Here is a 12,500-nt window from a genome sequence, read left to right as displayed (position 1 = left end):
AATTCACTTCGAAATGATTGCAAATTAGGGTCTGAAGAAATGACGCGTCGTTTCGTGGAACGCCTTTTCCCACACATCAGGACAATTCGTACATAACATCAGCGTAGGATCAATTGCCGCGAGGCGTTTCATAATCGTTTTGTCATCCACTGTCCAAGCCATCACCTGAATCTCCTCGTGTTGCATCTCACGCATCAAGGATTTATCCACATTCGTATAACCGATGGACAGGAAGCTGCACTGCAATTGTTTCAATCGAGCTAACAGATCGCCTGGACGAGCATCAATGATCAATCCCGTTTGAAACTCTGGTGCGATCTCTTTCGCTTTAGCTAATGCTTTCGGTTCAAAGGAAGTCAGCACCACATCATGCTGCATATGTCTTTGTCGCACTTCATGAATGACGGCGGCAGGAAGATCAGGATACATATCACCTTGCGTTTTCAGCTCAATATTCAGTCGAACCTTGCCACAGCAACGATCAAGCACCTCGCCAAGGGAGGGAATCCGTTCTCCTGCATAACTTTTTCCTTTCCAAGATCCTGCATCTAACCTTTGAATCTCAGACCAATCGGTCTCCCGTACTAGACCCTCTCCATCTGTAGTTCGATTGAAGGTAAAGTCATGAATGACAACAGGAACACCATCACGTGAACATTGTACATCCAGTTCGATCCATTGCACTTGGGGCTGCTCCATAGCAAGTTCAAAGGCTGCCATCGTATTCTCTGGTGCAATGGAAGAAAACCCACGATGCGCGACACAGCTATTGTTCAATCTGATCCACTCCTCCGCAACGTTCTAGCTTCATTCATATATGACTTACAGTTACATTCATCAATATGCTCAATACTAATTAACTTGGGGTAGCAACACCACTAGCATCAAATCGAACACCTGGCGAAAGCTTCGTCATCTGCTGTAGCAGTAACTTATTAGCTTCACCTAGCATAGGAATAGCCTGACCCAGTGCAGCTTCGTAAGGAATCACCTTCATGCTGCATTTAGCTTCTGCACTACAGCGAGCTTGAAATACAGCCGTTTTCCACGTTTCCTCTGTGGTTGATTTGGAGAAAATAAAATTCCCTGTACTATATGCAATCCATTTACCCTTATAGTATTCCATACCTTGTAACACATGCGGATGCCCCCCTATAACAAGGTCTGCTCCTGCATCTACAAATTCATGTGCCAAGCGAGTCTGGTCATCATTAGGTGTACTTACTCGCTCTACTCCCCAATGCGCCACGACAATAACGAGATCTGCATTTTTGCGCGCATCCTGAATGGCTTTTACTGCGGCAGTGGAACTGTAGGCTTCAGCTACACCAGCTCGATTGCCTTCCGCCTTCCAACTTGTCTCAGGAACCACACGGCTGAAGCCAAGTAATGCAATCTTCATTCCCTTACGCTCCAAATATGCCGGTGCAAATGCTTCATCCTGATTCATGCCTGCTCCGGTGTGAGCGATTCCATATTCCTTCAAATAACCTAGCGTATCCACTAAACCCTCTACACCCTGATCCAAAATATGATTGTTCGCGAGATTAACCGCATCAAATCCCGCATCTGCCATAGCCGCTAACGCTTTGGGCGAGGATTTGTAAACATATGTTTTGTTCGCTGCACCTGTACCACCAGTCGTTACCGGTGTTTCCAAGTTTCCAATCGTCAGGTCGTCATCCTTAAAGAGGTTTCCTAACTTCTGAAAGGGGTAATCGTATCCATTCTTCTCCAGCAGCTCAGCTACTTTTCCCGAGAACTGTATGTCCCCGACAAAATGAATCGTTACATCATTAGCTGAATGAACAGGCTCTTGGTTCCCTGGTGCTGCTGCCGAGCTCCCATTTCCTGTAGAGCTGTCTGACTTAGACGGTTTGGCCGGCTGCTTTACGTCCGTTCCAGACGTATTATTCGTATCCGTGTTGGCGGCTTCTTCCGTGTTGTCCGTCTGGTCATTACTAGTCTCTTCAGCATCTTGGTCATTGGACACAGCCGGCTCCTCTTCTGCCGTATCATCCGTCTCAGGGGTTGCCTCAGGTGTCGTTAACGAGTCACCTCCTTGAGATTCAACCTCACCGGAGGACTCTGGAGTGACCGTTGTCTCCTCCACCGTACGATCTGCCTGCTCTCTCATTTCAATGGCATAATACAAGCATACAAGTCCGATCATAACTATCAGCAACAAATTAATGACCCAAACGATCCGTTTGCGAGTACGTCTCGTTTTTTTCTTTACTTCACTTCGTTGAGATCTTGGCGGATACATAGGCAACTCCTCTTCTATACAGCAATCTTAACCATTATACCAGCCATGGTATGGAATGGTATAAAAAAAAGCTGTCTTTCCTGTAGAAAATCTACGCTCAAGACAGCTCTTTATGAGATGGTTCAAAAGAGTTTCTTTCGAACATTCAATCTCTGTTAATTCGCGGCAAGTTGCTGTACCGCTATCATCGACATTTCTTTTGCCTGTCTGATGCAGTCAGGTAACCCCACACCTTCATAACCCGCACCCGCGATATAAACACCAGGCAACTGTTTGCCAAGCTCTTCACGCAATGCAGAGATATGCTCTAAGTGACCTACCGGATATTGCGGCATCGACTTACGAAGTCGAGTGATCTCAGCAAAAATCGGCGTGGCTTCAATGCCCATTGTCTCTCGAAGATCCTTCATCACCAATTCAGTGAGTGCATCATCCGGAAGCTCCACATTTTGCTCATCCCCGGAACGGCCAACATAACAGCGCAGCAACACTTTATCATCTGGGCTAGTATGCAGCCACTTTGTTGATGTCCATGTGCAGGCAGTGATGTTGCGGCCTTCCTTACGCGGAACGAGGAAACCCGAACCATCGAATACGTGCTCTACATCCTTTTTCTCAAAGGCAAGCACCACATTGGCTACAGATACATAATTGATCGCATCAAGTGCTGCCGTATCCACATGGGGTTGCAGTAACGATGATGCTACATACGTAGGCACTGTAATTACAACCTCATCCGCATCAAGGCTCTTACCATTGTCCAATTGCACCGTATATCTAGCGTCGTTTCCAGCCTGAACATTCAATGCTTGTACTGAAGTATTCATCAGTTGCTCGACATCCTGTAGATCATGTACAAGTGCATGAACCAGGCTTTGAAGGCCTTGACGGAAATTAAGGAAAGCACTTTTTTTCGTGCCTGTGTGAGTTTCTGCAGGCTTACGACCTGTCATCATACCTCGAATCAGGCTGCCATAGTCCCTCTCAACCTCTCCGAATTGAGGAAAAGTAGCTTGTAGACTTAATCGGCGCATATCCCCTGCATAAATGCCTGCAAGTAATGGTTCTGTTAAATTCTCAAGAACCTCTGTGCCTAGACGTCGTTCAATCATATAGCCTAACGACTCATCTTCTGTTGTACGTTTGGGAAGAATGAAGAAATCCATTAACGCACGCAGTTTACCTGCAGGGGATACCAGACCACTCCGCAGAAAAGGTCTAAGCTCCGTTGGAATACCCAGAACGAGTCCTGCTGGCATCGGATGAAGCTTGCCGCGCTGCATGATGTATGTCTTCTTGGACTCCGGATTTTGACTGACGAGTTCATGATCCATCTCAAGTTCCTTAGCCAGATCAATCATCGCAGTTTTGCGAGCAAGGAACGAATCAGGTCCCTTTTCGATAACAAATCCGTCACGGTGAAGAGTCTCAATCATACCGCCCATGGAGGAGCTTTTCTCCACCAGAGTGATCACGGGTTCAAACCCCGCTTCCCGATAATGTTTCCGTATATAGAATGCCGCGCTGAGGCCGGTTAGTCCGCCGCCTACAACGACGACACGCCGTTTCTTATCTTCCATTACACATCCGTTCCTTGCTGCCACTGGCTTAGAATGACGTCACTGAGCGTCTCCATATAGAGTGGATCACTGTTCAGAGAATCCGTACGCATGAGGCGCATATCGATCTCTTTAGCAATTGCTTTGGCTTCAATATCCAGATCATACAGCACTTCCAGATGATCTGATACAAAACCGATTGGAGCGACTAACACATCCTCCACCTGCTCACGGGAAAGCTCCTGAAGTGTATCCAAAATATCAGGACCAAGCCAAGGCTCTGCTGTACGACCGGCACTCTGCCAAGTGAATTGCCAGTTCGTGATGCCCAAACGGGAAGCAATGACCTCAGACGTTTCCAATAGCTGTTGCGGGTAAGGGTCACCGATATCTACAATCCGTGCTGGCAAGCTATGTGCGCTGAACAATACACGAACATCCCCACGTTTGGCTCCTGCCTCTTCGAACATATCCAACTTCGAACTTACGCGTGAAGACAGAGCCTGAATCAGCTTCGGATGCAGATGATAGCTCTCGACAAAGGACATCTGAATGCCCATTTCTTCCGCCTTCTCACGTGCACGCTTAATATAGCTGCCTACACTCATTGTGGAATAATGGGGAGCAAGTACGATCCCAATAGCCGACTGAATTCCGTCCTTTGCCATCTGCTCCACACCATCTTCAATGAAAGGATAAGCATGCTTGAGCCCCTGATAACACTTGAACTCTACCTGACTTGCACGCTCGTCCTTATTCAATGTCTCTTGCAGCGCCCGAACTTGATTGTCGGTGTTTTCCCGAAGGGGGAACACGCCCCCCACAATTGCTTCATAGCGATCACTAAGTTCCTTCAATTGCTCCGGCTCAGGTGCACGGCCTCTTCGAATGTGTGTGTAATAAGCCTCGATGCTCTCCATATTTTCAGGTGTGCCATACGACATCACGAGTACGCCTACAGTATTAGTCATTAGTAATAGTCACCTCAGTTTTTAAAGCTTCTGTTGAATATTCATGTATATATGCTGTCAGCTCTCTCAATTTATCAAGCGATGCTTCCGGAAAGAGTCCATGTCCCAGATTGAATATATAACCCGGCTCTTGGATACCTTGATCAATGATTACTTTTGCCTGTTGTTTAAGCAATTCCATCGGCGCAGTTAACACATACGGATCCAGATTACCCTGTACGGCAAACTTACCACCTAATCTTTTGCGGCCTTCTGAGATAGATACTCTCCAGTCCAATCCAATAACATCTGCTTGCAGATCTACCAAAGTAGGCAGCAGTTCGCCTGAGGCTACACCAGGGAAATAAATTTTCGGTACATTCAAATCGGACAATTCGGTAAAGATACGAGTAATCGTAGGCAACACATAGGTTCTAAAATCATTTGGTGAAAGCGCGCCTACCCAGCTATCAAATAACTGGAATGCCTTACCGCCGTTGGCAATGTGTGCACGAACATATGTAATTACCATATCACCTAATTTTTGCATCAATTGATGCCACATTTGCGGCTCACTATACATCATCGTTTTGGTTCGAATGTAGCCTTTTGAAGGTCGACCCTCAATCAGGTAACTAGCAATCGTGAACGGTGCACCGGCAAACGTAATGAGCGGCACATCTAATTCTTTATCCAAAATTCGAATAGTTTCTAATATATGTGACAGATCACCTTCAACGTCAATGGGACGCAAACGCTCCACATCAGCCGCTGTCCGAATCGGATTATCAATGACCGGTCCAATGTTTTTGACAATATCAAAATCAATGCCAAGCGAAGCAACCGGATTCATAATATCTGAATACAAAATAGCCGCATCCACGCCTAATTTACGGACGGGCATGAGGGTTACTTCAGCCGCGAGCTCGGGCCGCTGGCAAATTTCGAGCAAAGAATATTTTTCTTTAATTTTGCGATATTCGGGATCGTAACGTCCAGCCTGCCGCATGTACCATACTGGAACACGGTCAACTTGTTGTTTGAAACTCGCCAGAATCAGACGATCATTATAGCTCATGTAAGAAGCCTCCAATAGTTTTTGGACTCATAATTACCATTATGCCCTTTTTGAAGTTCTGTAACAACCTCGTATAGATGTGTTCCAATGACAATACTATGACATTCGTTACACCCCTCATCCATATGCCAATTGTGTTATAATAGTTAGATGGTGTTTTTCGAGAATTACAGAAAAAGCTTTGAAAGGAAGTGAAAGCACTTTGAAAACATGGAAAGTTAATCTCATTGTGCTTTGGTTTGGACAGTTTCTGGTCAACTCGGGCATGACCATGATTACCCCATTTTTGTCCCTTTACCTCGCAAGGGATCTGGGCGTGGTGGGCGAGCATGAAATTGGCATCTGGGCGGGATTTATTTTTGCAGCCAATTTCCTCACGTCCTTTTTGTTCCAACCCTTATGGGGCAAGCTGTCCGATAAATACGGGCGCAAAATTATGCTACTGCGCTCAGGATTCGGGATGGCGATCGTTATCGCGTTGATGGGTCTTGCACAAAACCCTTGGCAGTTGCTCCTATTACGCCTTCTGAACGGTACAATCTCAGGCTTCAACCCTGCCGCAGTCTCCCTCATTTCGGGAACAACACCCAAAGATCGTATGGGATTCGCCATGGGAATCAGTCAGTCTGGACAAGTTGCCGGTACAATCTTAGGTCCACTCATGGGCGGTTTGTTAGCTGATGCTGTAGGATTTCGGCCTATATTCTATATTACAGGTGGATTAATCTTCGCCGCTTCTATGCTTGCTATGTTCCTTGTAAGAGAGAAGTTTGATCGCCAAGAAGCAGCCAAGCTGCCTGAACAATCCGTATTGTCCGGTTTGAAAGAACTGAATAAATCACCACAATTACCTGTGCTCTTCGCCGTAACGTTCCTGCTACAGTTTGCCATGATTAGCCCAATGACTCTGTTGCCACTATATGTGCAGGAGCTTCATGGTTCGGCTCTAAATGTTGCGTTCTGGGCAGGACTCGTAGGGGCAGTTACCGGCATGTCCAATATGGTGATGTCACCATTCCTAGGCAAATTAAGTGACCGGATCGGGGCACACAAGGTGCTCACCTTCTCTCTCATCGGGACTGGGCTTATGTTAATTCCCCAAGCATTTGTGCAGAGCGTGTGGCAGCTCATCTTAGTTCGGTTTGCAATGGGGGTATTTATGGGTGGATTGTTGCCAAGTGTGAATGCCCTGATACGTTCGTACACACCAGATGGGATGATCAGCCGTGCTTTTAGTTTCAATACGAGTACACTTGCGCTTGGAAACATGCTAGGTGCAATCATCGGTGGTTTCATGGCCGGATTTATCGGCATCGAAGGTTTGTTTATCGTCTCTGGTGGATTGCTACTTCTCAACATGGTCTGGGTGCGGTTCAAATTGTACAAAAGACCTGTTCGTATTGAACAGAGCTGAACATAATATAAGTTTGGTACAGTAGCATCGCAGAGCCATGTGCAGTGTTCGCAGCATGTGAGCACAACATGCAGCAAAAAGCCGCTTCAGCGCCATTTCAGGCCTGGGAGCGGCTTTTCTTTTATTTTCGTTTATAATCTTCGTTCGTGAAATTGAATCGGATATTCCTTGACGCCAAAGACAAAGGCGCTTTGAATTGGCTCCAATACCGTATCAGGGACTAGTTGTATTCGTTCCATACGCAGAAGCAGCGTGTGCAGCACAACTCTCGCTTCGAGCCGAGCCAGCGGTGCACCTAGACAGAAATGAATTCCGAATCCAAATCCCATATGTCGGTTCGGCTTACGATTCGATACGAATTCATCCGCATGTTCAAACCGCGCACCGTCTCGATTGGCAGCACCAACCCAGGATATAACCTGTTCACCGGGTTTAATCGTATGGCCTCCTAGTTTCACCGTCTCCCTCGCCACACGTCCAATCGCCACAATCGGCGGATAATAACGCAGCGTCTCTTCTACGGCACTCACGACCCGATCCGGATGCTCACGCAATTCAACCTGTAATGCGGGTTGTTCAGAGAGGATGCGCACTGCGTTTGCAATTAGGTTGGTTGTTGTCTCATTCCCGGCTGCCAGCAAGAGAATACAGAAATTGACCACTTCTTCCTCCGTTAACTTCTGACCCTCAATCTCTGCAGCGAGTAGCAAGGAGATTAGGTCGTCCTGCGGCTCTAAACGGCGCTGTTCCATAATGTCTGTGAAATAGGCGTATAACTCCTGCATATTCTGCTGTTTCTCTTTGGCCAACTCCTGAAATGCCTCTTCACTGTCATCGCTTGCGCCCTTCACAAGCACATCAGACCAATGCTTGAATTCAAGGCGATCTGTAGCCGGAACTCCAATCAGTTCAGCAATGACGATAACGGGTAGCGGTGTTGCGAGATCATCAATCAGATTCATCCTTCCTTTGGACAAATGCGGAGCCAGCAGCTCATCTGTGATTTCCTGAATGCGCGGCGCCAGCGCCTCTATAGCCTTCGGGGTAAAAGCCTGATTGACCAGATCACGAAGCTGTTTGTGCTTCGGAGGATCTGTCGTTAACATGCTGGAACTCGCGCGGTTACGCTCAGAAGAGAACAGCTTAGGATTTTTTAATACATACTGTACATCTTCATATTGAAACACATCCCAGCATTCACGATGCTCATCGTATCGGACTGGAGTGTTCTCACGAAGCTCTGCATACACCTGAAAGGGAAATAGTTGCCGCTCCTTGCTGTGCAATTCCCGAATAGGAATATAGTTGGCATATTTTCGGGGCGCTTGTTTCATCGTGTTTCCTCCAATCAATAATATATATTTATTTACATATATGTTCATCTTCATTATAACCACAACTGGATATCGATTCCAACTCAAATAGCGTAAATAAGCCTCTCGTCCCATCTCCTGCTCCAAACTACCTTAATTTTGTCGAAAAGATTATATGTAATATTAGTTAACATTAATATCTCAAAATCAAATAAACAAACTAGCTGATATTATTCATTATCCGGAATTAAATACTTTTCATTATGTCATTTACCGTACAAAAGACCATTATTACTCTATAATTCTATGAATGTAATCGTTATCTCTAACAAAACCTTCATTTGTCATATTATCTAACATAAAATAAAATCATCTCAATCTATTTACATAAAAAAAAGAGAATACCTCACACAAAATCACTTGAAGGAGCGTGTCAGCATGAAAAAACAATCTCACCTTCGCCCTTGGGCCGTTTGGAGTACTGCCGCATTAACCGCACTAACCCTTACTCTGTCCCCTATTGGAACTTATGCTGCTCAGGCCGCTACGGTAGAGGTAAACGGCACAACAGGCGCTGTTCAGAGCGCTCCAGCCACGCCAGCACGCAATACCACCATCCCGGCAGTACCCGAATCTGCCAAACAATCTTCACTCCCTAATGTGCTTGTGATCGGTACAGGCGGAACAATTGCCGGACAATCGGAAGACGCAACCAGCTTCCAAAATTACAAGGCAGGCACACTTCTCATTGCTGACATGGTCAAAGATTTGCCGGACAAACAGAAAATAGCGGATGTAAACACACTACAGTTTGGCAATTCAGGTTCAGGCTCCTATACCATGGCTGATCTGTACGACTTGTCTCAGACTGTAGATAAAGCCCTGGCTCAATATGATAGCGTGGTGGTAACTACAGGCACTGACACAATGGAGGAAATAGCCTACTTCCTCGATATGACGGTTCAAAGCGATAAACCCGTTGTCATCACAGGCTCGATGCGACCTTGGACGGTAATTGGCTCTGATGCCCAAGCGAATCTCTACAATGCCATCAAACTGGCCGGAAGCGGTCGAACCCAATCATTCGGCACCGTGTTGATGCTCAACGATACCATTCAGCTCGCACGCGGTGTAACAAAGAGCAATGATTATCGGACAGACACCTTTGAAACGCCAATGCTCGGTGCTGTAGGTTATATTGATGAAGAAAACATTCGGATTTACCGAGCTCCTGCTCGGGCGATGAAACCGGAAGGTACAGCGAAGCCTGTATTCGACCTTAGCAAAATCACTAAAACCGATCTCGCCAAAGTGGAGATTGCCATCTCCTATCAGGAAGCAGGCGGCGGAGCTATTGAAGGCTTCGTGAAGAGCGGAGTGAAAGGTATCGTTACTTCGGGTACAGGGGCGGGCGGTATCTCCAGAGCGATGGGGCAAGCTCGTACAAAAGCGATCGAAGAAGGAGTTGTTTTCGTAACGACGACACGGACAGGCTCGGGTAGTGTCTATGGCGGCGGTAATGGCATTATTGCCGGGGATAATCTCAGCCCACAACAAGCTCGGATTCTATTAATGCTTGGACTATCCTTCAGTGATGATTTTGATACGATCAAAAAATGGTTCGAAACATACGGCACACCAGAGGTATAAAAGTCAGTAAAGAATATTTGCCAGATGTACGTGAAAAAGGCCGAAGCAGAGGTTCATCCTGCTTCAGCCTTTTTTTTCCTGCGCTTTAAACCAAATTTTCAACTGAGTTCAGTGGATCTATTTCACCCAAGCCAGCGCCAAGCCGTCATAGTCTGGCAGCATCGTCGTGACAAGACGTGGGTCACTTGCCATCTGCTCGTTAAAACGACGTACAGCAAGCACAGCCGGACCTTGCTTGTCCGGATTAAGTGTACGGCCGCGGAGGAAACAGTTGTCCCCTACGATAACCGCACCTGGACGTGCAAGACGAATCGCATAATCGAGATACACCGGATAATTTTCCTTATCTGCGTCAATAAAGAAGAAATCGAAGGTACGCTCTTCCTGAGCCAATTGCTCCAGACTGTCTGCCGCAGGACCAATTCGGTATTCGACTTGCCCGCCGAAGCCACCCTCCTCCAGATGTCCGCGAGCCATCGCTGCGTACTCTTCTTTCAGCTCAAGAGAAGTTAGGGTTCCCCCTTCGCTTAAGCCACGAGCCAGGCAGATGCCGCTGTACCCGCCCAGCACGCCAATTTCGAGTACAGCTTCCGCCTTCGAGGTTTTTGCCAGGAAGGTCAGTAGTCGTCCATACGCCGCAGCCACCGAAACCTCCGGCATGCCATTCGCGCGAATGGCCTCTTTTACTTTTAACAAGAGCTCATCCTCTTGAAATAATTGATTTACATATTCGTCAGGTGTCAGATTCACCACGAAGTTCCTCCTTGCATACTTGGACTGCTTTCCATATAAATGCCCTTGGATAGCTTTCCATATGGATGCCAATGTTTTATAATGAATGTTTGTTATTCAACACAGTGTAATACATGCATTACACACGAATGATCTGCATTGAAGTCTATGCGGGTTAGACCGCATTACTCATTGTAAGTTTTTTCACGGCAAGCGGCAAGGCCGCACCGTTACTATATCGCCGCCAGAGGACAAGCCCCTGCGGCTCGAAATGGAGTTGAATGAATTCATATGGCTCGATTGCAATTGATTGCAACCTCTGCAATGGGACTTGAGGCCGTTGTTGCCCGGGAACTGAAACAGCTGGGATATGAGGATGCCAGGGTCGATAATGGCCGAGTATTTTTCACAGGAGATTATATTGATATTTGTCGTTGTAACCTGTGGCTGAGAAGTTCGGATCGCGTGCTGGTTAACATGGGTGAATTCCCTGCAACCACATTTGATGAATTGTTTGAAGGCACCAAAGCACTGCCATGGGAAGAATGGATTCCCGCAAATGGTGAATTCCCGGTGGAAGGACGCTCGCAGAAATCACAACTAAGCAGTGTGCCAGCTTCACAAGGTATTGTCAAAAAGGCGATTGTTGAAAAGCTAAAGCTGACGCATCACACCGAATGGTTCCCCGAAAATGGAGCACGTTATGTGGTTGAAGTTATTCTACTGAATGACCGCGCCCTCATTACGCTGGACACAACAGGACCCGGACTTCACAAACGTGGATACCGTAAACTTGTTACCGAAGCGCCGCTGAAAGAAACACTGGCAGCTGCTCTGATTCAGCTTAGCCGCTGGAATGTTTCCCGCCCGTTCTACGACCCATGCTGCGGTTCAGGCACGATGCTGATCGAAGCGGCAATGATTGGCTGGAATATCGCACCAGGGCTTCGTCGCACGTTTAATTCTGAGAATTGGGACGTAATTCCTGCTGAACTATGGGAACAAGCACGTGAGGAAGCATTTGACGCAGTACGTGATGATGTCCCTCTTCAGATTTCAGGAAGCGACATCGACCCAGAAGCGATTGAAGTCGCACAAGCGGCAATCAAAAGTGCAGGCTTTGCCAAAGATATCGAAGTCAGCGTACTGCCAGCCCACCGCGCAAAACCACAAGGGGAATATGGCGTAATCATTACCAACCCACCTTACGGTGAACGCTTGAGTGAAGAAAAAGAAGTGCAGAAGTTACTTCGTTCCCTTGGACGTTCTTACCTGGAGATGCCAACATGGTCGTTCTTTGCAATCACCTCCACCAAAGCATTTGAAGATTATTTCGGGCACAAAGCGGACAAGCGCCGCAAACTATTTAATGGACGAATTGAGACCCAATATTATCAGTATTTGGGACCACTCCCTCCACGTAATAAATCTACCCAAGCTTAATCAAAATGTGATATTTGAGTGTTCGCTCCTTACAGGAGTGGACGCTCTTTTTTATGCTTACTTGTATGGTTTCTCTTAGAAATTTCCATACT

The 12,500-nt window shown here is 46.7% G+C and carries 10 protein-coding genes; 3 read left to right on the top strand and 7 right to left on the bottom strand.

Annotated elements, in window-relative coordinates; all coding sequences use genetic code 11:
* Nucleotides 1-24: 24 nt before the first annotated feature.
* The 5 genes from M3636_RS14305 to hemE form a co-directional block, all read right to left on the bottom strand.
* On the bottom strand, nucleotides 25-777 hold the full coding sequence (locus M3636_RS14305; protein WP_128101244.1) for a glycerophosphodiester phosphodiesterase: 753 nt from the start codon (nucleotides 775-777) through the stop codon (nucleotides 25-27).
* 79 nt (nucleotides 778-856) lie between these two features.
* Entirely contained in the window at nucleotides 857-2,269 is a 1,413-nt protein-coding gene (locus M3636_RS14300; protein ID WP_251382959.1) for a CapA family protein, read from the bottom strand.
* Between the two features lie 155 nt (nucleotides 2,270-2,424).
* Complete coding sequence (hemY, locus tag M3636_RS14295; RefSeq protein ID WP_251382958.1) at nucleotides 2,425-3,849, bottom strand: protoporphyrinogen oxidase; 1,425 nt, start codon at nucleotides 3,847-3,849, stop codon at nucleotides 2,425-2,427.
* Nucleotides 3,849-4,799 carry a ferrochelatase gene (hemH, locus tag M3636_RS14290; protein ID WP_251382957.1) on the bottom strand — a complete coding sequence of 317 codons (951 nt, stop codon included), beginning with the start codon at nucleotides 4,797-4,799 and terminating at the stop codon, nucleotides 3,849-3,851. The genes hemY and hemH overlap by 1 nt, the downstream gene beginning before the upstream one ends.
* Nucleotides 4,792-5,856: a uroporphyrinogen decarboxylase gene (gene hemE / locus M3636_RS14285; RefSeq protein WP_251382956.1), complete on the bottom strand. Its 1,065-nt coding sequence runs from the start codon at nucleotides 5,854-5,856 to the stop codon at nucleotides 4,792-4,794. Before hemE ends, hemH begins: the two co-directional genes overlap by 8 nt.
* 202 nt (nucleotides 5,857-6,058) lie before the next feature.
* On the opposite strand from hemE, the gene M3636_RS14280 reads away from it, so the two are divergent.
* Nucleotides 6,059-7,270, top strand: a complete 1,212-nt coding sequence (locus M3636_RS14280; protein ID WP_128101241.1) for an MFS transporter — start codon at nucleotides 6,059-6,061, stop codon at nucleotides 7,268-7,270.
* A 131-nt stretch (nucleotides 7,271-7,401) separates the two neighbouring features.
* Here the strand turns inward: M3636_RS14280 and M3636_RS14275 are convergent, their stop codons facing one another.
* The gene (locus M3636_RS14275; RefSeq protein WP_251382955.1) at nucleotides 7,402-8,604 is read right to left on the bottom strand and encodes a cytochrome P450; all 1,203 of its coding nucleotides are present in this window, start codon (nucleotides 8,602-8,604) and stop codon (nucleotides 7,402-7,404) included.
* A gap of 417 nt (nucleotides 8,605-9,021) precedes the next feature.
* Here M3636_RS14275 and M3636_RS14270 point away from each other — a divergent pair, with 417 nt between their 5' ends.
* Nucleotides 9,022-10,233: an asparaginase gene (locus tag M3636_RS14270; RefSeq protein ID WP_251382954.1), complete on the top strand. Its 1,212-nt coding sequence runs from the start codon at nucleotides 9,022-9,024 to the stop codon at nucleotides 10,231-10,233.
* 117 nt (nucleotides 10,234-10,350) lie between these two features.
* On the opposite strand, the gene M3636_RS14265 is transcribed toward M3636_RS14270, so the two are convergent.
* Complete coding sequence (locus M3636_RS14265) at nucleotides 10,351-10,983, bottom strand: O-methyltransferase (protein WP_128104394.1); 633 nt, start codon at nucleotides 10,981-10,983, stop codon at nucleotides 10,351-10,353.
* A gap of 273 nt (nucleotides 10,984-11,256) precedes the next feature.
* On the opposite strand from M3636_RS14265, the gene M3636_RS14260 reads away from it, so the two are divergent.
* Nucleotides 11,257-12,408, top strand: coding sequence for a THUMP domain-containing class I SAM-dependent RNA methyltransferase (locus tag M3636_RS14260; protein ID WP_145409421.1), 1,152 nt, complete (start codon nucleotides 11,257-11,259; stop codon nucleotides 12,406-12,408).
* Nucleotides 12,409-12,500 lie beyond the last annotated feature (92 nt).

Source organism: Paenibacillus sp. MER 99-2 (genome assembly GCF_023714095.1).
Lineage (GTDB): Bacteria > Bacillota > Bacilli > Paenibacillales > Paenibacillaceae > Paenibacillus.
The sequence above is the reverse complement of the archived record's forward strand: the minus strand, read 5'-3'. Positions and strand labels throughout refer to the sequence as shown.